The sequence below is a fragment of the Congregibacter sp. genome, from assembly GCF_965662665.1.
Taxonomy (GTDB): Bacteria; Pseudomonadota; Gammaproteobacteria; order Pseudomonadales; family Halieaceae; genus Congregibacter.
This window is the reverse complement of record NZ_CBFIIF010000011.1, coordinates 1-20,990: the sequence shown is the minus strand read 5'-3', so window position 1 is coordinate 20,990 and position 20,990 is coordinate 1. Positions and strand designations below refer to the sequence as shown.

Here is a 20,990-nt window from a genome sequence, read left to right as displayed (position 1 = left end):
CGCGACGCCTGCCCCCCGAAGGGGCCCGGGCTATTCAGCCATCACTCTGGCTAAGCGTTCCGGGTGTCGCCATCGAGAGCCCAGTACTCGCCATAGGTAGAGCAGCGCGTTGACGATCAACATGCTGACAAAAACCCACCAGCTCACCAAGGGCCCAAGCTGCCACACGAGGATCACAAACACCTGCACGATTAGCGTCAACACATGAACAATCACCGACGCAACCAACAGCCAACGCGTGTCTCCCGCTCCGCGAAGAACACCGCTGCAGACAAGAATAAGGCCGTCTGCAACGGCATAGGTCGCGAGGCCAATCATCATCGGCGCGCCCACGGCCAGAATCGGTGAAAAGTCCATGCCCGGCGTGGCAAAAATGTTCAGCAGCGACTCCCGCGCGACCACAAACATCAGCGCCATTGCACCCGAGTAAGCCACAGCAATCACAAACCCCGCAGAGATCACCTCGTTAGTCTTTGACATGTCGTTCGCGCCAACGGTACGACCCACCATACTCATGAGGGCAATGTTCAAACCCATCAGCGGCACAAAGGACAGCATGTCCCAGTTAAACACGATAGCCATGGCCGCGCCCTCCGCCACTCCATAGGACTGAAAGAGCAACAGAAAAACGTTGAAGGTCCCCACACCGACAAACACCTCAACCCCCGAGGGCAGGCCAAGGCGTAGATACCGACGCATGATTCCTGGCGCATAAACAAATGACTTTCGCAGATGGAAACGTTTGGCGTGGATAGCGTTGAAGTAAAACAGTAAATAGATACCGACGGACAGTATGCAGGCGACGACAGTCCCCATGGCCGCTCCTGTAATGCCCATTTCGGGCAAGCCAAGACGCCCGAATATCAGCACGTAACTCAGGGGGATATTCAAGAAAACCCCTATGAGATCAGCAATCATGACGATCCGGGGCCGAGCGATGCCGGAAAAGTACGATGCCAATACGGTCTTCACCAGAAAGAAGAAGCTCCCGGCGATGAAGGTCATGAAATAAGGCTTCTCTAGGGCCACCTGCTCGGGGGCGTGGCCCATCCATTCGAACATCGAGAGCATGGGCCAGGCCAGCAGCAGAAGCAGCGGCATCGCCACCACTGAAAGAATGACCCCCTGAGTGACAACTCGAGGGCAGCTGCGCATATCCCGACGCCCGAAGTACTGGGCAACCAGAGCGTTACCGTAGGCTGCAATGCCGTTGAAAAAGCACAAGCACACCCAGAATGACACGCCACCTCCGAGAGAAGCGGCAACGTGTACGGGACTAATACGAGATAGGAAAAACCGGTCCGCGAAGGACATCACCGCGAACGCGCCTTGCGACACCACCATAGGCAGTGCCAGCAAAAAGAGTCTGTTCAGCGTTGATCGAGAGAACCACATAGTGCCCGGCCATATCAGTGGGCGCGTATTCTACTCTCCCGAAAGCTTCCTCCGCGAAAAAAGAATGCGGCGTGGACCTTTAGGAATCGCGCTGGGAGACACCAAGCTTTTCGAGATTGGCAATCATGTCCTCGGCGGAGGTGCTTGGCTTAACCGCGGTATCGATGTGCGTGATCACTCCATCGACGTCGATGTAGTAGGTGTAGCGACGCGCAAAGCCCCGTGTATATACGCCGTAGGCCTTGGCAACTTCGCCATCAGGGTCGCTTAAAAGCGGGAAATCTGCACCCGTGTCGTCGGCAAACTCCGCGTTCTTCTCTACGGGGTCTGTGCTGGCCATGAAGTAACTCACGTCAAACTTTCGGATATCGTCGCCGTTCTCAGCGAGGCTCTTGCACTCAACGGTACAACCTGAGGTAAAAGCACGGGGAAACCATGCAAGCACCACCGCCTGCTCTCCGCGGTAGTCCGCCAACTGATAAGTTTTGCCATCGGAGGCTTCAAGAGAAAAATCAGGGGCCATATCACCCACTTTTAGCTCCGCGTTGGCAGAAACAGCAAAGACGCTCAGAACAGAGATGAGCATTGCGCGAAGCGCAGTGATTCCAAAGTACTGCATAACAAAGAAACTCCCGGATCGATTATTCGTAGACTGACCACAGCACCGCGTCTTTTTCACAGCAAGGCTGAGTGTCAACATGTACCATTGATACGCGCCGAGAGGTAGTCAGATCACTTCCAGGGCAGCTTGAAAGCTCTGGTAGAGCTACTGTTTGAGTGGCGAGACAACGCCAGCGCGAAGATATTAACCCTTTACCTGCGCGGCTCTTCCCGTTAAGTTCAGAGCCGCGCTCTGTTTTTGGCGCGAAGGTAACGGCCCGATTAAGCGTTTGCGCGTCAGGCCTTTAGTAGTCCACAGCCGATCTCCCCTCGGCGTATGCACATAGACAAACAACTCAACAAGGAATAATCATGCGAACGAAAGCAATCATAGGCGTCGTTGCCACCTCAGCCCTGCTCCTGACCATGAGCGGCTGCAGCAAAGAAGATATGGACAAAGCCAAGAGCACGGCTCAGGACGCAGCTGAGTCTGCCTCTGAGATGGCGGAAGGCGCTATGGACACAGCGGGTGATATGGCTGATGGCGCTGTAGATGCCGCCGGCGAAGCCGTGGAAGCGGTAGGCGACGCCGCCGAAGGCGCCATGGAGTCGGCGGGCGAAATGGCCGAAGCTACTATGGACTCTGCGGGCGAAATGGCGGATGACGCTATGGAGGCTGCTGGCGAGATGGCTGACTCCGCGGCCGATTCAGCCAACGAGATGATGGACGACGCAAGTGACTCGGCAGACGAAATGATGAAAGACGCGGAATCCGATGCCGCGGATATGATGGAAGGCGCAGAAGCTGACGCGGCGGACGCTATGAAGAAAATGGGCGAGAGCTAATCGGGAGACCCCCAGCTGTCGAGCCTGAATACTCTTAAGGCACTCATCTTAAACGACGTTCAAACTAAGCGTCGTAGAGGTGGGCTGCCTTGGAGCTTCTCATGTCCCGCTATGGGACAGCGCGGTTACAGCAAACCCCGCGGGGACGTCAAAGTATTCAATTCGTAGCCTATTGGAGCCGATAATGGACCTGTGGCCGTATCGTTGGGACCATCTCCTAAGGTATCGCTATATAGAAATCATCAGCCTTTGGGAGGGTCGCCTCACTACCGGGCACCTCACTCGCTGTTTTGGCATCGGTCGTCAACAGGCGAGCAAGGACATCAACTTTTACCTTCGGGAGATAGCCCCGGGCAATATTTCCTACGACAAATTTCTGAAAGGCTACCGCCCTAGCGATAGCTTCGTACCCACTGTCACAAAGGGCACCGCAGACGAATACCTGCACCTGATGACGCGAGACGAGCAGCTTATGGGAGTGTTTGAGGCGCTCCCACTGACTACCGCAAACGTTGAGCAGCTCACGCCGCCCGGCAGGGACGTATCACCTTCGATTCTTCGACCCATGATTCAGGCCGCTCGTGCGCAAAAACGCCTCGAAGTCGATTACGTGTCACTCCAGAGTCCCGATCGCGAAGGTCGTATCATAGTTCCACACACTCTGGTGTTCACCGGCTATCGCTGGCATGTGCGCGCCTGGTGCGAGAAAAACCAAAGCTTCCGTGATTTTGTGCTCAGTCGTTTTCGCGGTGAGGCCGACATTCTCGACACGTCCACCTACGGCAAGGAGCATGACGAGGACTGGCAACAGCGAATAGACCTTGTGGTCATACCCGACCCCAGGTTATCCCCCGCACAACAAGAAGTCATCGCTCACGACTATGGGATGACGGATGGCCGACTCTGCCTCGCAACGCGCGCGACGTTGATCAACTATCAATTGCAACTGCTGCAACTAGATCCGACAGCGACCCATGAAAACCCTCTGGCACAGCAAGTTGTGCTCGAAAACCGCCAATCTCTGGCGCCCTGGCTGTTTACCTAAGCACCGTGGAAAACCCGTGTTTTTGGCGGATAGCGCTCGCTGAAAGTGTGCCCGCGCGGTACGCTTACGCCGCAGATCAACCGACAAACCTCGCTTCTTGCTAAGGAGATCCCCGTGTCCCGTGCAGCATTTTTTACCGTGCATATCCTGCTCGCCTGCATTCCCTTCTTTGTGGGATTGCACAGCCTCCCGGCCTGGGTGTTTTTCCTGTTAGTACTTGTCAGCTTTTGTGTCGGCATCTATGACATGCAGCAGACTGAACACAGCATTCGCAGAAACTTCCCTCTCATTGGCCGGGGAAGATGGATGATCGAATCTGTGCGCCCGTTTGTCCAACAGTACCTTATCGAGTCCGATGTGGGCGGCGCTCCCGTTAATCGTATGTTTCGAGCCATTGTCTACCAGCGCGCCAAAGGCGACCTGGCCAGCGTGCCCTTCGGTACCAAGTTAGACACCTACCGTGATGGCTACGAGTGGATGGGGCACTCTATTGCAGCGCGAAATCTCTCAGAGCTGGACCATGACCCGAGGGTCACCATTGGAGGCCCCGATTGCACAAAACCCTACGCGGCATCGCTACTAAACATTTCGGCGATGAGCTTTGGCGCGCTGAGTAACAACGCTATTCGCGCACTCAATAAAGGAGCAGCGCTGGGAAACTTCTATCACAACACCGGGGAAGGTGGTGTTTCAGACTTCCACCGCGAACATGGTGGCGACCTTGTCTGGCAAATTGGCACCGGATACTTCGGGTGCCGCAGTGATAGCGGCAGTTTCTCTGCGGAAGCGTTTGCTGAAACAGCAACCCTTAGCAATATCAAAATGATTGAAATCAAACTTTCTCAGGGGGCAAAGCCCGGCCACGGCGGCATTCTCCCGGCCAGCAAGAACACCGACCTCATTGCGCGCATTCGACAGGTTCCCGCTGGCACAGAGGTAGTATCCCCCTCGGCGCACAGCGCTTTTTCGTCGCCAAAGGAGTTGCTGGAGTTTGTGGGCCAACTAAGACAGCTCTCTGGTGAAAAACCCGTAGGTTTTAAGTTGTGCGTGGGCCGAGAAAGTGAATTTATTGCCATTTGTAAAGCCATGCTGGAAACAAAAATCACGCCAGACTTTGTGACCGTAGATGGCGGCGAAGGCGGCACAGGCGCCGCACCTCTGGAGTACAGTAACTCTGTGGGCATGCCTTTGCGGGATGGTCTGGCATTCGTGGTTAACACGCTGGAGGGCTTTGGCGTGCGAGAGCAGGTAAAAGTCATCGCTTCCGGCAAGATCATCACCGCTTTTCATGCTGCCAAAGCCCTCGCTCTGGGAGCAGACCTATGCAACAGCGCTCGAGGCATGATGCTGGCCTTGGGCTGTGTCCAATCCCTTGAGTGCAACACCAACCGCTGCCCCACGGGCATTACAACCCAGGACCCCCGTCTTGTCAGAGGTCTGGACGTCGGCGACAAAGGCCAGCGGGTAGCGCGCTTCCAGGCCGAGACCCTTCACGCGCTCCTGGATCTGGTGTCCTCCGCCGGACTCAAGTCCCCAAGGGACCTCAATCGATCTCACATCTACCGGCGAATCGATCAGATGAGTGTGAAACGCTACGACGAGCTGTTTCCCCTACCACAAAGTGGTGCTTATCTGAGGGCTACAGCTACAGATCCTATCTACACTCACCTGAAGGAGGCCGACAGCGAAAGCTTCGCTACTCTGGGGTAGTTAGATCTCGAATAATCACTGACCAATGGTCAAGGCCGTCATAGAACGCCTTGATGGGCACACGCTCGTTAAGTCCGTGGGCATACATCTCATCGGGATTCATAAACACGCCGGAGATGCCCCAGGTCGGAATCCCCGCCTTTCGAAAATGCATACCGTCGGTGCCACCCGATTCCATGTAAGTGATTAGATCCAGTCCCGGATGCCGGGCGTGGACTGCTTTACCCACTGCAGCGAGGACATCCGCACGAGCCTCGGATATGGGGCTCTCGGTTGGGTCTCCCAGCAGTACAAACTCCGCGTCCTCATTACCCACGACGGACTTTAGCTCCGCCTCAATCTCCGCGACGGACACGCCGGGAAATATTCGGCAGTTAACCGTCGCGGTTGCAGACTGGGGCAAGGCGTTTTCAGCATGGCCTGCTTGCAGCATTGTCACCACACAGGTGGTCCGCGTGGTGCCCACGTAGGATGGCTGGCTGCGCAGAATCTCCGCCGCCTCTGCGTCTTCCGGGTCATAGGCAAAGCGAACCATGGCATCGCCTAACTCACCGCCTATCTTCTCGCCCACTTGTTGAAAATAGGACAAGGTCATTTCGCTCCAGCGCACAGGGAAGCGATGCGCCTCAAGAAGCTTCACAGCGGCCGCTAGCTCATAGATGGCGTTGTCATCGCGCGGTCGGCTACTGTGACCACCGGGATTACGCATGGTGATTTCCCAGGTCGCGTAGGTTTTTTCTGCGGCCTGTACCCGATAGCTCACTGCCACTCCATCAGCTGTGAGACTCCCGCCACCCGCGTCGGAGTTCAGGGCATACTCGGCCTCGGCAATTTCCGGCATCTCGTAGGCCATCATGCGTGTAGTGGTCATGCCGCTCTCCTCATCCCCGGAAAAGACCAGCATGAGGTCTCTGTCAGGAACAAAGCCCTCTTTCTTCAAGCGAATCATGGTGCCGGTAAGCTGCGCCACACCGAACTTATTATCGATGGTGCCTCGGGCGTAGAAATTCACGTCGTCCTGGGTAAGCTCAAAAGGTGGTCGAACCCAGTCTTCCGCCAGCGCTTCAACAACATCCATATGCCCTAGCAACAGTATGGGCTTGGCCCCCGCGCTACCGTCACCTCGATAAGTCGCGATCAATGTGCCGAAACCGTCCTTTGGCACGATCCTAACATCCTCTTCAGCAAAGCCCGCTGCGATAAGCTCAGCTGCGAGGTATTGAGCTACTTTTATGGTGTTGCCCTTTGTTTTGGAAGTATCAACCTCCACAATGGTTTTGTAGATTTCCAGTGTCTTTTGGGCGTGCTCGCTTTGAATCTGAGCTTGTACGCTCGCAGCAAAGAACGTCAAAAACAAAGCAGAAAAGAAACTTCGACGCATGCGTGTTCTCCTGATTTACGGGGTGAGGGTGAGCAGTGTAGTGTTAACGAGGCCCCGCGTCACCGGAGCCGCTTACAACATGGGCGCAAAGCTTATAGGATTCGATTATCGCTAAGGGAACAAAATAATGCGCAGAATTGACCTAGCCAGTGCAGGATTTCTTTTGCTGGAGAAACGCGAAACTCCCATGCATGTAGGGGGCATCAACTTGTTTACGCTTCCCGAGGGCGTCGATGAACAGGCGTTTATGGCGTCGCTACTGACCCAGCTGCGGGAAAGCACCGATTTTCGAAAGCCATTTGGCGAGTACGTCGTTACCTCCAAGACCGGCCTTTACTGGGAAAAAGACTCCCATATAGACATGGATTACCATGTTCGCCACTCTGCCTTACCCAGTCCGGGGCGTTACCGGGAACTGTTTGCGCTCGCCTCAAGATTCCACACTACATTACTGGATCGGACCCGCCCCCTCTGGGAGATGCACATCATAGAAGGGTTACAGGATCGACAGTTTGCGGTTTATAACAAAATCCATCACGCAGCTATAGACGGCGTAGGTGCCATGCAGATCACCCAGGCCATGTGTACAGAGGAAGCCGACGGCCCGCCGGGTTATGCGCCCTTCTCTCTGGAAGCCTACAACGCCTACAAGAAATCACGTTTTGGAGACGCGCCCAAGCCCTCAGCCCCTGATAAAAGGGACATGCGCAATGTAATGGAAGCGCTTAAGCAACAGTACGATTCGAGCATCAACCTCGCCACAGCAATGCGACGCTTTGGACTCGCCTTTGTCGGTCGTAGTGGCAACCTCGCTGTGCCCTGGCACAACGTTCCCAAGACATCGATCAACACGAGAGTTTCCGGTGCCCGACGTTTTGTCGCGCAGACTTTTGCCTTTGAGCGGGTGAAAAACGTTTGTAAGTCCATGGACGCGACGGTTAACGATGTTGTTCTCGCCATGTGCGCCGGAGCGCTTCGTCGCTACTTGCTGTCCCGGGATGAACTTCCCCTGCATTCCTTAAAAGCCATGGCACCGGTTTCTCTCCGCGAGGAAGGCGACGTGGATTCGAGCAATGCCATTGGCTTTATCACGGCGGATATGGCCACCAATGTTTACGATCCGGAGAAGCGCTTACGCACGATTCAGGAATCCATGCGCGCCGGCAAGGACCTTCTTCGGGAGCTCTCCCCCGCCGAGGCCGCGCTGTTTATGCAGCTGACACAGCTGCCTGCCCTACTCACGTCGATTCTTGGCTTAGGCTCGAAGTTCCCCGCTTTCAGTACCGTAGTATCCAACGTTCCCGGGCCTCGAAAACCACTCTATTGGAATGGTGCGCGACTAGACGGTATTTATCCCGCCTCCATCGTCTTCGACGGTTTTGCCATGAACATCACGCTGGTCAGCTATCACAACCAGCTCGACTTCGGGATCGTCGCTTGCCGTAGGTCTCTGCCGCAGATACAGCGCATCATCGACCATCTCGAGGACTCTCTGGCAGAGCTGGAAATTGTCGCCGGGGTTAGTGGCGCAGGACGTCGATCTACGGACAACCGCCGCACAGCTGCAGATCCAGAAAAGGGCAAAATGAAGTCCACCGCCAAGCCCAGGTCGAGAACAGCGCCAAAAGCTAAAACCAAAACAAAAAACGAAAATGAAAACGAAAACCAAGGCAAAAACAAAGAGCGCTGCAAAACCCAGAGCCAAACGCGCCGCGCGCAAAGTTGCCGTTAAACCCAAACTCGCCAAAAGCTGACAGGTCTACCATGAATAAAGCGCAAGAGAATCCCGGCATCCTTATCGGAGGGTCCGATGCGGGCCAGGTATTTCTGAACCCAAAATATGCCAACCGTCACGGCCTCATTGCCGGCGCCACGGGCACGGGAAAAACTGTCACCCTTCAATGTCTTGCAGAGAGCTTTTCGGCACAGGGCGTTCCGGTGTTCCTGGCCGACGTGAAAGGCGACATATCGGGTCTTAGCCAAGCGGGCAAACCGCATCCCAAGATTGACGAGCGGGTAGAGAAAATCGGCATCACGGGCTACAAACAAGAAGCTTATCCCGTTGCGTTCTGGGATCTATTTGGCAAGAAAGGCACCCCCATTCGAACCACGCTCTCGGAGATGGGGCCGCAGCTTCTCTCGCGCCTCCTCGGCTTAAACGATACGCAAGAGGGCGTGCTGACACTGGTGTTTCAGTTTGCAGATGACAATGGTCTGCTTATGCTGGACCTGGCTGATCTTCGCACCACGCTTCAGCATCTTGCCGATAACCGAAAGACCCTGGGTAGCTCCTATCGAGTCGCCACGGCGTCTGTAAACGCAATTCTGCGACGATTGCTCATGCTGGAACGCGAAGGCGGCAAACACTTTTTTGGGGAGCCCGCATTAGAGCTGAGTGATCTCATGCAGCGGACGCGCGATGGACGCGGCCTCATCAATGTTCTCGCGGCAGACACACTGATTCGCAGCCCGCGCGTCTACAGCACGTTCTTGTTGTGGTTATTATCCGAACTCTTTGAACAACTGCCGGAAATAGGTGATCCCGATAAGCCTGAGTTGGTGTTTTACTTTGACGAGGCTCATCTTCTATTTCAGGACGCACCCAAAGTCCTGTTACAAACCATTGAGCAGGTCGTGCGTCTCATTCGGTCCAAGGGCGTGGGAATCTACTTCGTGACTCAGAGCCCTGCCGACATTCCCGATAGCGTTCTGGGACAACTGGGAAACCGCGTACAGCATGCCCTACGCGCCTACACGCCAAAAGAGCGAAAGGCCGTACGAGTAGCGGCGCAAAGCTTTCGGGAAAATCCGTCACTGGATACAGAAACGGTGATCAGCGAGTTGGGGGTAGGCGAAGCGCTTGTCTCAACTCTGCAAAAGAAGGGCGTACCATCAATCGTCCAGCGAACGCTCATCAGACCGCCCTCCTCGCGCATGGGCAAGGCAACGATGGCCGAACGCGCCGCGGTGTTAAAGAACGATCCCAATGGCCGACGCTACGCCAAGGGCATTGACAGAGAGAGCGCCCACGAACAACTTCTGGCACGAGCCGCTGCGCAGCAGGCTGACAGGGACGAAAAAGCCTTGAAAAGACGTGAAACCAGTGCGCGTAAAAAAACCGGACGGAAAACCCAAAGTAGCAGCGACGCCTTTGTGAAGAGTATGGCAAGGAGCCTGGGATCCGCCGCAGGTCATTCTCTCGGCAAAAAACTGTTTAGAGGGATCCTGGGGTCCTTGTTGAGATAGCGTAGTACTCAGCACCCCAAGCGAGGCCGGAGACGCTAGCTCTTTTTAAATACAGAGCTAGTGCCACTCACGACCAAAAGCACCACAGCACCGGCTAGCAATCCCGCCAGAGCGGCAAATAGCTGGGGAAAAATCGCGGTGACCCAGGCACTGTCAGCCAAAGTCTGAGTAGCAAGGCTCAGCGCGCTCTCGGAGAGATGATGGAGCTGCGGAATCCCATGAACCAGGATACCGCCACCCACGAGAAACATCGCCGCCGTACCCACCACTGTCAGAGTACGCATCAGGCGTGGCGCGATAAACAACAGGCCTCGACCCATGGCCCGGACAAGCCCTCCTCCAAAGCCTTTGTTGTCAGTTTGAATCCAGTACAAACCCAGGTCGTCAATTTTTACGATTGCCGCGACAAGTCCGTACACGCCGATGGTCATGGACAGCGCTATCGTCGTAAGGACGCCAGCGCGGACCGCCAGACTGGCATCGCCAACAATTCCCAGGGTAATCACAATGATCTCGGCAGAGAGAATCAGATCCGTACGAATAGCACCGTTGATGCGTTTCTTCTCGAATTGCAAAGGGTCGATGGAGGGATCCTCCAAGCGCTCGCGAAAAGCCTCTTGCTCCTTGTGGCGGGAGTCGGCGCTGTGGCTAAGATAGTGCCATAGCTTTTCAAAGCCTTCGAAACAGAGGAACAGCCCTCCGGCGATGAGCAATGGGGTAATCAGCCAAGCTGCAACAGCAGCGATGACTATTGCTGCGGGAACCAGCATGACCTTATTCAGTAGCGAGCCTTTAAACACGGCATACACTACGGGCAATTCGCGATCTGCAGCGACGCCGGTGACTTTTTCGGCATTAACCGCTAAATCATCACCCAGCACGCCCGCTGTTTTTCGCGCGGCGACCTTGGTCATCACCGAGACATCGTCCAGTAAAACGGCGATGTCATCTAACAGGGCGAGGAGACTCGCACCAGCCATAAGGATTAGCCCTTCTTCACTTTCTTGCGCTGCTTTGGCGGAAGCAGCATGTTTGAACGTGGAATTCGTGGTTTTTTGCCCGCGCTCAAATAGGCGTGGATAGACTCCTGGGAACGGATAGCCGCTGATTTCGCTTTCCGGACCACGGCCTTGTTCGACTGCGCCCTATCGAGCGTCCTCGCGCGCACATTGTCATGCCACTGTATGTCCAGGACATCCTGAATAATTGTGCGCGCATCATCATCGTAAATCGGACACAACACCTCGACACGATAGTCGATATTGCGCGTCATCAAGTCCGCTGAACCTATGTAATAGCGCGGCTCTCCCCCATTGTAAAAAACATACACCCGGGGATGCTCAAGATAGCGATCGACAATACTAATCGCCTGGATATTCTCCGAAATATCTTTGACCCCCGGCTGTAGGGAGCACATGCCCCGGACAATCAGTCGAATCTCTACGCCGGCATCGCTGGCTTCATAGAGCTTCATAACCAATTCGCGATCTACCAGGTTATTGCACTTGAGCGTCATGGCCGCGCGCAGGCCTTTACGCGCGTTGGCGATCTCCGTGTCAATCATCTTGACGAGCCCCGGGCGGGAGCTGTGCGGAGACACCAGTAAATGCTGATAATCAGGGCGGCGATAGTTGTACTGAAGAAAGTCGAAGACATCGAAAACTTCACGACCGAGCTCCTGATCGTAAGTCAGCAAAGAAAAGTCCGTGTACAAACGTGCGGTTTTTTCGTTGAAGTTCCCCGTGCCGATATGCGTATAAAACCGCTGCTGCCCGTCTTCGCGCCGCTGAATGAGCAGCAACTTGCTGTGCACCTTTAGTCCCGGAACACCGAACTTGACCTCGATTCCTCCCTCGGTAAGTCGCTGCGCCCAGTTAATATTGGCCTGCTCATCAAAACGTGCAGCTAGCTCTACCACGGCCAAAACGCGCTTGCCGTTGTGCACCGCGCTCAGCAGCGCGTCTACGACTCTGGACTCCGACGCCACCCGATATAGGCAGATCTTTATATTGTCGACCTGAGGATCAACCGCAGCAGTCTTAAGCAAGTTAATGAGGTAATCGAAGGAATGGTAGGGGTAGTACAGCAAAACATCCTTGTGGCGAATAGCGGCAAGGATATTGTCCTCTTTATCAATGTGCGTGACAGGCACATTGCCCAGCGGTCGTAACTCGAGGTATCGGGGACCAACATTGGGAAAAGACATGAAATCTTTTGAGTTGTGATAGCGACCGCCGGGGATCAGGCTATCGTATTTACCCAGAGAAAACCTGGAGGCTAAAAAGTCCAGCAGCGACGCCGGCATCTGCGCATCGTAGACGAAGCGCACCGCGTCGGCTTTCTGGCGCTGCTTGAGACTACTGGCCATCTTCTCGATGAGGCTTTCCATAATGCCCACATCAAGCTCCAGCTCCGCATCCCGCGAAAACTTGAAACAGTAGGCTGCAGTCGAGTCTATGGGCAGTACGCCACGAAACATTTGTGGAAGACAGGCGCGAATCACGTTATCCAGGGCAATAAACACCCGACCGCTTTTACCCTTACGCCGCGGTATCTCCACGAAGCGGTTCATTCGATCCGTGGGCACCTCCACCACCGCGACGCGTTGTTTCTTGGCGAATTTGATCTCGACCGCGAGATACAGACACTCGTCATTGAGAACGGGTATCGGCGAACCTTCGTTAAACAGTATGGGATCGAGCTCAGGCAATACCGTATTGGTAAAGTAATCCTGTACAAATTGCGCCTGATTGGGCTCCAGCTGTCGTTCGTTGATGAGATAGATGCGACGCGCCTGCAGCGCTTTCATCACCGACCCATACACCCGCTCAAAGTCATGTTGCTGGGACACCACTTCAGCCTGTATCGCCGCCAGTAGTTCCTTGGCTCGCTGCCGGGTATTGCCACTGGACACGGAGATGATCCGCCGTACCTCCGCTACGCGTACGCGAAAGAACTCATCCAGGTTGTTGGAGAAAATACCGAGATACCGAAGACGCTGAATCTCCGGTGCCTTTGGATCAGCCGCCTCCTGAAGCACTCGGGCGTTAAACGATAGCCAGCTGAGTTCTCGCGGCACAAAAAGGCTGTCGTCCAGATCCGCTAAACGCGTTTTAATCGGGCTATTCATAATGTCTCACATCTACCAGTCATCGGGCCCCGATGCCGCGTAGCTCGCAATGCATCAGGCTTCAGGCTTAATAGCTAACACATCTGTGTGAAGATCTTGTAATACAGACTCTGCGGTATTGCCTATGAGTTTGGCACTGAGACCCTGACGCGCGACGGTACCCATCACAACTATTTGCGCGCGAGCTTTTGCCGCCTGCGAGGTAATAACCTTGCACACGGGGCCACGCTTGGTAACAAAGGCCTTTTCGGAGATGTCATGCTCCTTCGCAAGCGCCTTGAGATGCGGAAGCATCTCTTCGCGATGTTTCTTGGAGTAGCTAATAGGATCAACCAAATCAAGATCGGCGAGCACCGACGGTATCTCTATCGCCGACATGATTTTCAACTCCACGCCCAAGGCTTCGGCGAGTGCCTTGGCTGCGCCCAGGACCTGAGAATTGAGTTTTTGCTTACTCCGCTTACGCGTCCCTAAATCCAAAGCTGCCATCACTGGCCGCGTACGACTCCACTTCTTCTCGGCCACCATGAGCACGGGCACGGGACACTCCCGCAGCACATGCCAATCTGTGGATGTATAGCCCAGACTCCCGGTGCTGTGCGTCGTCTTGACCACCGCTGCAAACTTGGCGCTTCCGCTTCGCTTGACGATCCAGGGGTGGACAGTTTTCATCCACACCACTTTCAAAGCCACTTTCTGATCTTTTGCTGAAAAGCTATCAATCCGCTCCAGCATCTGCGTCCGACGTTTTTCGAGAATTTGTTGCTTCAATGCCGTCTGAGCGGTTTTGCCGCCCTCAACATGATTGAGCGGCGCATACACGAATGCGACCACTTCGGCCTCATAGCCCAGCTTGGCAGCCAGTTCGAGGCCCCGGGATGTCGCGACACAGGACTTACCCTTGTCAGCAACGATTAAGATCTTCCCCATAACAACTCTCCGTGTGTCTTACACCCGATTATAGGCGCTCGGTGCTAGCGTGAAAGGGGCCCAAGAAAATTAATCCGCAAAAACACGGCTCACCACCGCGTCCGCCGTCGCCTTTGGTGATTCCAGGGGGAACAGATGCCCTCCCGGAATCTCTATAAAACTCGCCCCGGGCTGCCAATGCTGCCACCGCGACCAAATCTCGGGGCGCAGCGTGTCACTCTCGGCCCCTCGCAGCGCCACTGTGCGCAGCGACATGCGTTTCATCAATGGACGTGCCCTGGGGGCACTCCCGTACACTGCCGCCTCCCAGGCGCCCGAATAGCGAAGTTGGACGCCGCCATCTGGCATCGGCGCTTTACTCGCTTCAACATAGTGCGATAGCGCCTCATCGCTCAGACCCTGAAAAGCAAGTTTGCCACGATAGAAGTCAAAAGCTGCGGCGTGACTTTCAAAATGCTCCGGTCGCGAGAGGGCCCGACGGAGCATGGGCATATTGCGGCGTCGTTTCTCGGACTTCAAGCGGGTCGCAATCACTACGCGATCGGGCAGAAACACCGGATCCAGAAGAATAATTCCTGCAATCTTCTCTGCGTGGCGCCGTGCAGCAAGTGCGGCAATGGTACCGCCCATACTGTGTCCCATGACCCAGACAGGCTCTGAGTAGTTCCTGTTGATCGCATCGAGCGTGTCGTTGGCAAACAACTGCCAACTGAGGCGGCGCGGCGGCTCTCTCCCGCCCCACAGCGGCCGGTGCTCAAGCGCTTTGATCGCAAAGCTGTCCTCAAGATACGCAAACAGTTCACGGTAGCTGCCCGGTGGGTAACCATTGGCATGAGCAAACAACAGAGGCAGCCCCTTGCCCCCAAAATCTTTTACAACGACCGTGTCCACGAAGACCTCCAAAGCTGTGAACGGCATAGCCTAGGGCATGCCTGAAGTATTCAACAGCCCCCTTTGAGCTCTGCTATGCTCCGCATATGGACAATGAAGATACAACAGGCAAAGGCCTCGACTGGCGGATCATTTTAGGCCTGACGGTTACGACGCTCTGGATGAGCACAGGGATCTATTACGTCACCCGGGTGGTGGGTTGGACCGAATTCCAATCCTTGCCCACGGCCGATATCGGCAGTTTCTTTGAAGGCGCCTTCGCGCCCCTGGCCTTTTTGTGGCTGGTCATCGGTCATTTCATGCAGCAAAAAGAAATCACGGCGAACACCCGCGCGACCAGCATGCAGGAGCAAAGCACGCGACGCCTTGAACTGCATTCCAGGCGCGACTCTTACTTTAAGCTCCTTGGCCTTGTGCAGGAACAATTGGGCAGCATTGCCGGTTTCCACTATGTATCTGTTTTTGGACCCACGGGCAGCAACGATGTCAGTCTCGAAGAATTTTCAAACCTACGCTCCGAGGCCAGCACCGGAGACCACTCCTTGTTTATTCGCCGCTTGGTTTCTGCCGCCGCAAGCAGTCGTGAAACCCCGGAACTCGTGCACGACATGCTGTTTGGCACAGAAATTCGTACGCGCCACAGCGAAAACTTTAAGCGAACTTTTGGCAGACTTTTAGACGCAGCGGAATCTGTGGATACGGACAATATGCTGCGGGAGGCCTTACTTGAAGGCTCTTCCGCAGGCATCTATTACCGCATTATTCGACATGTCTCCGGCGAGGAGGATATGAATCCTCTGTCCGGGCTTCGCGGCACTCATAGTACTAATAGCACCAGCAGCACCTAGTCCGTATCGAAGGGTTTTTCGCATCGGAAACACTTCCGGCATGGAAGGCGCGAGGAAGACCTTAGTAATGCCACTGCAGCTGTGCAAACAAATATTGGCTGCTGTTTGCCGACGGAGGGTTCAGCGCTGCCCCCGCTCCCCCATCAAAGTACTCACCCTTATCGAGGTAGGCACCCCCTAGCTCGAAGTCAAACGCCGAGCGAAGGGGATTCCAACGCCAGCGCAACTCCCACTGCCCACCGATTTCGCGACCCGAAGCTCCGCTAAGATCTCTACGAGCACCGGTCACAAAGAAGTCTCTGGAACTATCCAGCGATAACCAGCGATAGGACAAGAGCCAGCTTTGGGTGAAAGTAGGCTTCCACCGCAGACGAAGAAAAGGCGATCGGAGGTTACTGCGCACTGCTGCACCAAAAATACCGCTGGGTCCCAAATCAAAAGCGCGAGCGCCGTAGAGGCGATCAAAACGTTCGTTGCGCCCGTCAAAGGGATCACGATCTCCCGTCGCGTGATCGTAGCCAAGTGCCAGGTTTACACCAGGCACCACTTCCATCCCAAGATGCAGATGCGAAAACCAGGCGCGATGCTGAAGCTGATCCGAGGGAGAAGACAGTAGGCTCGCTAGTGATTCGCCCCACTGGTAGGCAGCCTCCAACTCTGTATCCAGGCGCCCCCTTTTCCAGGTCAGTCGTGAACCCAGCGTCGTTAACTCTCGATCCGCTACAAGCCGACCGGGCTGATCCTTCAGCTCGCTGCCAAAGACATAAGCGCCGAGCGTTGCGTCAGCCCCCGGGAGCAGATGATCGAAAATCCCTCCAAAAAAGCGTGCTCCCCGCCCGGCTTTATCGAGGCGGAACTCGTTATCTCTTAGAGATTCAATGGCAAAGACATCAGGTTGCCGCTGCAGCGGCAGCGTATAGAACACCTGGGCTGTGGACGCCGCAGACGAGTGTGTAAGTTGAACACCCTGAAAGGCATTACTCGTATTTCGAAAGTTGTTTCGCGCAAGAAGCCTACGACTGCCGTAATCAAGGGTCATTCGCCCGACCGTAAGGTCTAGTGTGGAATCTCCACCTGCGGCCCACTGCTTTGATAGTTTGAGATTTATAGGCTCAAGGCTATTGACGTCATCGGTACCGACGGGAGACAAGGTTTCGATACCCCAGGCTCGACTGTCCTGTACTTCAAACTCGAAGCTCCAGCTTGAGGCCTGAAAAAGCGCTCCCAACTGGGTGCGAGAAAAGTACAGGTGGTCCTGTTCGGGAGCGAGGAGGCGAAAAGATTCCGCCAGAGACTCCGCTCGCAAACGCACACTGGCACTGACAGACCACCCCGGTGTCGGACCCGGATCAGTCTGAGCAAACGCGCAAAAGCTCAGGGGCAGCAGTGCGAGGGCTATGCCCGCGCATCGACGTAAACAGTCGCGTGATGGCATCGGAAACTAAGCTATATCAACCGCAATAAGAGAGGAACAAACAATCAAGCGTGCTTGGGCACCATGACTTTCGCCAGTCCGCTCACAGAAAAAGGCTGCCAATCTTCCACCGATTGCCGCAGTCGATCTGCGATCAAGTACCAAACCGTCGGGTTGAGGGTCATCCCACAGTGACTGCCACGAACCTGGATGCTTTGCGTGCTCGCATGCGCAAAGTCGGGGCTTTGAATAGACGTACGCCAATTCACTATACCGTCTCCCTTGGAATACACAGCGGTGGTAGGCACAGGAGGCGCGCGATGAAGATCATCCAGCGCAACCGGCAGGTCATCCGTTGGATTGAGAGCTTCGAACAAGCGGGCTGGATAAGAGCCGCTATGCCGTCCACGCCCGAAGGGACTACCCAGAGTTATCACCTGCCGCACGAGCGCGGGCTTTTCTCGGGCAATCTCTCGAGCAAATATGCCGCCCAGACTATGTCCTATGAGGGATACCGACGTCCCGTACCGATCGCTCAGCATAGCCACACGCTCCAGGAGGCTCTCGAGGGTGTCCCCCCGAGGACCGAGATTTTGACCCTGTCCCCAGCCATAGACTCGATAGTCGAGACTTTTGAGAAATCGTCGTAAGGAGGCGTTGTAGCCGTCCGAACCCAAAAATCCCGGCAACACCATGACCGGATGTCCGTCACCCGTGGGTAGTTTGCTGAGTAAGCGGCGCACCGACGCTAGGGAAAGGACTTCCAGAGCCACTCTTTGCGGCTCCGTAAGTGCGAGCCAGGCGGCGGGTGGTGGGAGGTGATAAGGGTCGACAGCTTCAGTTCCCGGCATGACCACGTCACCAAACAAAGCCATTCGACTTGCACCCATACTTACCCTCCACGAGACGAGCCAAAAGGCCCATCTACTTATTATCATGAGGTAGGAGGATACCCGGAGGAGCCGGGGGCACAACCCCCGGGAACAATGTTCTTAGAGTCTGGAAAACTCTTTGTTGAGCTTGTAACGACGCGAGGTCACGTAAGTCTCCATGTCCTCGACCCGCTTCAGCGCCCCATCAAGACGCTCCCGTGCTCGGGAGAGACGCACGCTCGCACTCTCGCTGTAGCGAAACATGCGCTTGGGACGGTAATCATGATAGCGCTCGTCGTATTCCATCTCGGGACCGAAAGCCTCTTCGTTTGCGGATTCAGGGGCTGCTCTTGAAGCGTCCTCTGCCTCACGCCTGCGCTTGCGACCGCTCCGATCATCGGGTCTCGGACTCAACAGCAAGCATGCCGCAACATAGGCCCAGATTGCCAAAGTGCCCGTGAAGAGAAACGCGCCAATAAACACCAGGCGCACTACCCAATCGGCAACGTCCCAGTAATCCGCGATCCCTGCAGCAACACCACAGATTTTGCCGTCGCGGCGGTTGCGATAAAGCCCCATGCCCCAGCCATGACGCTTACGCTCCTGATAGTAGCGAAACTGCGCCCCCCCACTGCGACCGCGCGTGCGTCCGCGTCTGCGTCGACCGCCTTGCGAATAGTCGTTCATGAGCTTCTCCTTGTGTTGCCACCTTGCTGCTCCTGATCACGCCAGTCGCCATGATCGGAGTCCAATATAGACTCCAGCGCCTGAATACGTTCCGACAGTCGATCAACCGTTACCAGGATCTGTTCAACGTTTTCGCGATCTTCTTCATTCAAGCTACGACTTGATCGATTCAGGCTGCGGTAATGCAGCACTATCCAAATCGGGGCCACGATGACCATGAAGAGGATCGTTGGTACGAAAAGTAGTTCGTAGAGTTCCATTAATGGCTCTCCGCCTCAAAGGGTAATGCTCCCATCCTGCACTATTGCTGCCGGGAGCGGAATGGGTTTAGGCATCCCGGGACGAATCAGACCCACCCAATTCCGCTTTTAAACGGTCCAGCTCTGCGGTGATCTTCTCGTCCTGCTCGAGAGCATTGATCTCTGCGGCCAGGGACGGCGCAACATCGTTGCCCATATCCATCACTTCCAACTGGCTCTCAAGATTGTCCATGCGTCGCTCAAAGTGCTCAAAGCGCCCAAACGCTTGATCGAGGGCATCCCGGTTAACCTGTCGCTTAACCTTGATGCGTGACTCGACGGTCTGTGTGCGCATCACCAGGGCTTTTTTCTTGGCCTTGGCGTCATTGAGTTTCGCCTGGAGCTTGCCAATTTCATCGTTCAACTGGGCGATGTGCTCATCGGTCGCCGCGAGCTCACCACTCACCGCATCCAGCTCATCTTCGATCTCACGCTTTTCTTTTAGCGCAGCGCGAGCCAGATCTTCTCGTCCCTTACGGATCGCTAATTTGGCTTTTTGCTCCCAGGAATCAGCCTCAGCCTGCAGTTGCTCAACCCGTCGTGTCGCCGCCTTACGATCAGCGAGCACCCGCGCGGAAGAACTGCGCACCTCTACCAAGGTGTCCTCCATTTCCTGAATGATCAGCCGAATCAGCTTTTCAGGGTCTTCGGCCTGATCAAGCAGCGCGCTGATGTTCGAGTTAATAATGTCGCTCATTCGCGAAAAAATTCCCATGATTACTCTCCTTGCGAGTTGCTTGGGGTTTCGCCTCGGGACTGGATTGCGTCGCCCGGCGCGGAAATCAGATTTATCACTTCTACAACAAGTACAATTTCAAATAGTGATAAGAGAGCTAACGATGGTCCGGTGACCGCAGCTATCCCACAGGCCACCACGGCCAGGGCGAGATAAATGGTTATGCGGTCCGGTTCCATAAAGCGCTCCTTGAAGTCTCACACTTAGCTAAGATAATCCAAGCTCCAGGCCAGCTTTATCGCTAAATCAATAAAAACAATAAGTTATGTACTAAATATAACAAATTACTTTACTTAAGCGCTTGCTTTTAAGGTCAGAATAACCATTAAGTATGGTTATTTTAGCCATCCTTATTGGTGTATTATGCCGATATGAAGCAACCAGACAACATGCTGGGCGAGTCAAATGCCCTCGCTGCCGCCCTGGACCACCTTTCTCAGCTGGCCGGTATACAGCGTCCGGTACTGGTACTCGGCGAACGCGGGACCGGAAAAGAGCTCGCAGCGGAGCGATTGCATTATTTGTCTCCCCGATGGGACGCACCCTTCGTGAAGGTGAACTGTGCCTCTATGGCCGAGACCCTCCTTGAAAGTGAACTCTTTGGTCATGAAGCCGGCGCCTTTACCGGCGCGTCCAGACTTCACGTAGGACGCTTCGAGCGTGCTGATGGTGGCACCTTACTTCTCGACGAGATTGGCACCATGTCCCCTCGCCTGCAGGAAAAGCTCCTGCGCCTGATTGAGTATGGTGAGTTTGAACGGGTAGGCGGACAACGAACGCTTCAGGTTGACGTCCGCGTCGTCGGCGCGACTAACGCAGACCTTCGGTCTATGGCGGATACTCAAACCTTCCGTGCCGATCTTCTAGACCGCCTGAGCTTCGACATTGTGCATATGCCAGCGCTTCGCCATCGTGAGGAAGACGTGATGTTGCTCGCCCGTCAATTTGCCGTGCAAATGA

19 protein-coding genes are annotated in these 20,990 nt (G+C 55.1%); 7 read left to right on the top strand and 12 right to left on the bottom strand.

Annotated features, from left to right (window positions below; genetic code table 11):
- Positions 1–30: 30 nt before the first annotated feature.
- Together ACTG39_RS06600 and ACTG39_RS06595 are read right to left on the bottom strand one after the other, a co-directional pair.
- Entirely contained in the window at positions 31–1,395 is a 1,365-nt protein-coding gene (locus ACTG39_RS06600) for an MATE family efflux transporter (protein WP_439106743.1), read from the bottom strand.
- Between the two features lie 79 nt (positions 1,396–1,474).
- On the bottom strand, positions 1,475–2,014 hold the full coding sequence (locus ACTG39_RS06595; protein ID WP_439106742.1) for a peroxiredoxin: 540 nt from the start codon (positions 2,012–2,014) through the stop codon (positions 1,475–1,477).
- A 353-nt stretch (positions 2,015–2,367) separates the two neighbouring features.
- Between ACTG39_RS06595 and ACTG39_RS06590 the strand changes: the two genes are divergently transcribed.
- The 3 genes from ACTG39_RS06590 to ACTG39_RS06580 all read left to right on the top strand — a co-directional run bounded on the left by ACTG39_RS06590 (position 2,368) and on the right by ACTG39_RS06580 (position 5,596).
- On the top strand, positions 2,368–2,841 hold the full coding sequence (locus ACTG39_RS06590) for a hypothetical protein (RefSeq protein WP_439106741.1): 474 nt from the start codon (positions 2,368–2,370) through the stop codon (positions 2,839–2,841).
- 184 nt (positions 2,842–3,025) lie between these two features.
- A complete protein-coding gene (locus ACTG39_RS06585) occupies positions 3,026–3,886 on the top strand; it encodes a WYL domain-containing protein (protein ID WP_439106740.1) in 861 nt (286 codons plus the stop codon).
- A gap of 114 nt (positions 3,887–4,000) precedes the next feature.
- Complete coding sequence (locus ACTG39_RS06580) at positions 4,001–5,596, top strand: FMN-binding glutamate synthase family protein (protein WP_439106739.1); 1,596 nt, start codon at positions 4,001–4,003, stop codon at positions 5,594–5,596.
- On the opposite strand, the gene ACTG39_RS06575 is transcribed toward ACTG39_RS06580, so the two are convergent.
- Positions 5,583–6,977: a M20/M25/M40 family metallo-hydrolase gene (locus tag ACTG39_RS06575; RefSeq protein WP_439106738.1), complete on the bottom strand. Its 1,395-nt coding sequence runs from the start codon at positions 6,975–6,977 to the stop codon at positions 5,583–5,585. The two genes, ACTG39_RS06580 and ACTG39_RS06575, sit on opposite strands and share 14 nt — an antisense overlap.
- Before the next feature lie 127 nt (positions 6,978–7,104).
- On the opposite strand from ACTG39_RS06575, the gene ACTG39_RS06570 reads away from it, so the two are divergent.
- Entirely contained in the window at positions 7,105–8,709 is a 1,605-nt protein-coding gene (locus tag ACTG39_RS06570) for a WS/DGAT/MGAT family O-acyltransferase (protein ID WP_439106737.1), read from the top strand.
- A gap of 32 nt (positions 8,710–8,741) precedes the next feature.
- On the top strand, positions 8,742–10,223 hold the full coding sequence (locus ACTG39_RS06565; RefSeq protein WP_439106736.1) for a helicase HerA-like domain-containing protein: 1,482 nt from the start codon (positions 8,742–8,744) through the stop codon (positions 10,221–10,223).
- A 35-nt stretch (positions 10,224–10,258) separates the two neighbouring features.
- On the opposite strand, the gene ACTG39_RS06560 is transcribed toward ACTG39_RS06565, so the two are convergent.
- From ACTG39_RS06560 to ACTG39_RS06545, 4 genes are all read right to left on the bottom strand, one after another.
- Positions 10,259–11,203, bottom strand: a complete 945-nt coding sequence (locus tag ACTG39_RS06560) for a DUF808 domain-containing protein (RefSeq protein ID WP_439106735.1) — start codon at positions 11,201–11,203, stop codon at positions 10,259–10,261.
- 5 nt (positions 11,204–11,208) lie between these two features.
- Positions 11,209–13,353 carry a polyphosphate kinase 1 gene (gene ppk1, locus ACTG39_RS06555; protein ID WP_439106734.1) on the bottom strand — a complete coding sequence of 715 codons (2,145 nt, stop codon included), beginning with the start codon at positions 13,351–13,353 and terminating at the stop codon, positions 11,209–11,211.
- 54 nt (positions 13,354–13,407) lie between these two features.
- Entirely contained in the window at positions 13,408–14,283 is an 876-nt protein-coding gene (locus ACTG39_RS06550; protein ID WP_439106733.1) for a universal stress protein, read from the bottom strand.
- 69 nt (positions 14,284–14,352) lie between these two features.
- The gene (locus ACTG39_RS06545) at positions 14,353–15,174 is read right to left on the bottom strand and encodes an alpha/beta fold hydrolase (RefSeq protein WP_439106732.1); all 822 of its coding nucleotides are present in this window, start codon (positions 15,172–15,174) and stop codon (positions 14,353–14,355) included.
- Between the two features lie 86 nt (positions 15,175–15,260).
- Here ACTG39_RS06545 and ACTG39_RS06540 point away from each other — a divergent pair, with 86 nt between their 5' ends.
- Positions 15,261–16,022 carry a hypothetical protein gene (locus ACTG39_RS06540; protein WP_439106731.1) on the top strand — a complete coding sequence of 254 codons (762 nt, stop codon included), beginning with the start codon at positions 15,261–15,263 and terminating at the stop codon, positions 16,020–16,022.
- 61 nt (positions 16,023–16,083) lie between these two features.
- On the opposite strand, the gene ACTG39_RS06535 is transcribed toward ACTG39_RS06540, so the two are convergent.
- The 5 genes from ACTG39_RS06535 to pspA all read right to left on the bottom strand — a co-directional run bounded on the left by ACTG39_RS06535 (position 16,084) and on the right by pspA (position 20,009).
- Positions 16,084–17,457 (bottom strand): alginate export family protein, encoded by a 1,374-nt coding sequence (locus ACTG39_RS06535; protein WP_439106730.1) that lies wholly within the window; start codon positions 17,455–17,457, stop codon positions 16,084–16,086.
- 44 nt (positions 17,458–17,501) lie between these two features.
- The gene (locus tag ACTG39_RS06530) at positions 17,502–18,326 is read right to left on the bottom strand and encodes a lipase family alpha/beta hydrolase (protein ID WP_439106729.1); all 825 of its coding nucleotides are present in this window, start codon (positions 18,324–18,326) and stop codon (positions 17,502–17,504) included.
- A 102-nt stretch (positions 18,327–18,428) separates the two neighbouring features.
- Positions 18,429–18,995: a PspC domain-containing protein gene (locus ACTG39_RS06525; RefSeq protein WP_439106728.1), complete on the bottom strand. Its 567-nt coding sequence runs from the start codon at positions 18,993–18,995 to the stop codon at positions 18,429–18,431.
- On the bottom strand, positions 18,992–19,255 hold the full coding sequence (gene pspB, locus ACTG39_RS06520; protein ID WP_439106727.1) for an envelope stress response membrane protein PspB: 264 nt from the start codon (positions 19,253–19,255) through the stop codon (positions 18,992–18,994). The genes ACTG39_RS06525 and pspB overlap by 4 nt, the downstream gene beginning before the upstream one ends.
- A gap of 67 nt (positions 19,256–19,322) precedes the next feature.
- Positions 19,323–20,009, bottom strand: coding sequence for a phage shock protein PspA (gene pspA, locus ACTG39_RS06515; protein ID WP_439106726.1), 687 nt, complete (start codon positions 20,007–20,009; stop codon positions 19,323–19,325).
- Positions 20,010–20,401: 392 nt separating this feature from the next.
- Between pspA and ACTG39_RS06510 the strand changes: the two genes are divergently transcribed.
- Positions 20,402–20,990, top strand: a 589-nt coding sequence (locus ACTG39_RS06510) for a sigma 54-interacting transcriptional regulator (protein ID WP_439106725.1), incomplete at its 3' end; no start/stop codon positions are given.

What these genes read in the sequence shown, in the direction of transcription:
- ACTG39_RS06560 (WP_439106735.1), bottom strand. Translation starts at nt 11,203, where the DNA reads ATGGCTGGTGCGAGTCTCCTCGCCCTGTTAGATGACATCGCCGTTTTA.
- ACTG39_RS06525 (WP_439106728.1), bottom strand. Translation starts at nt 18,995, where the DNA reads ATGAACGACTATTCGCAAGGCGGTCGACGCAGACGCGGACGCACGCGC.
- ACTG39_RS06590 (WP_439106741.1), top strand. Translation starts at nt 2,368, where the DNA reads ATGCGAACGAAAGCAATCATAGGCGTCGTTGCCACCTCAGCCCTGCTC.
- ACTG39_RS06550 (WP_439106733.1), bottom strand. Translation starts at nt 14,283, where the DNA reads ATGGGGAAGATCTTAATCGTTGCTGACAAGGGTAAGTCCTGTGTCGCG.
- ACTG39_RS06565 (WP_439106736.1), top strand. Translation starts at nt 8,742, where the DNA reads ATGAATAAAGCGCAAGAGAATCCCGGCATCCTTATCGGAGGGTCCGAT.
- pspB (WP_439106727.1), bottom strand. Translation starts at nt 19,255, where the DNA reads ATGGAACTCTACGAACTACTTTTCGTACCAACGATCCTCTTCATGGTC.
- ppk1 (WP_439106734.1), bottom strand. Translation starts at nt 13,353, where the DNA reads ATGAATAGCCCGATTAAAACGCGTTTAGCGGATCTGGACGACAGCCTT.
- ACTG39_RS06570 (WP_439106737.1), top strand. Translation starts at nt 7,105, where the DNA reads ATGCGCAGAATTGACCTAGCCAGTGCAGGATTTCTTTTGCTGGAGAAA.
- ACTG39_RS06595 (WP_439106742.1), bottom strand. Translation starts at nt 2,014, where the DNA reads ATGCAGTACTTTGGAATCACTGCGCTTCGCGCAATGCTCATCTCTGTT.
- pspA (WP_439106726.1), bottom strand. Translation starts at nt 20,009, where the DNA reads ATGGGAATTTTTTCGCGAATGAGCGACATTATTAACTCGAACATCAGC.
- ACTG39_RS06575 (WP_439106738.1), bottom strand. Translation starts at nt 6,977, where the DNA reads ATGCGTCGAAGTTTCTTTTCTGCTTTGTTTTTGACGTTCTTTGCTGCG.
- ACTG39_RS06585 (WP_439106740.1), top strand. Translation starts at nt 3,026, where the DNA reads ATGGACCTGTGGCCGTATCGTTGGGACCATCTCCTAAGGTATCGCTAT.
- ACTG39_RS06600 (WP_439106743.1), bottom strand. Translation starts at nt 1,395, where the DNA reads ATGTGGTTCTCTCGATCAACGCTGAACAGACTCTTTTTGCTGGCACTG.
- ACTG39_RS06530 (WP_439106729.1), bottom strand. Translation starts at nt 18,326, where the DNA reads ATGGGTGCAAGTCGAATGGCTTTGTTTGGTGACGTGGTCATGCCGGGA.
- ACTG39_RS06540 (WP_439106731.1), top strand. Translation starts at nt 15,261, where the DNA reads ATGGACAATGAAGATACAACAGGCAAAGGCCTCGACTGGCGGATCATT.
- ACTG39_RS06535 (WP_439106730.1), bottom strand. Translation starts at nt 17,457, where the DNA reads ATGCCATCACGCGACTGTTTACGTCGATGCGCGGGCATAGCCCTCGCA.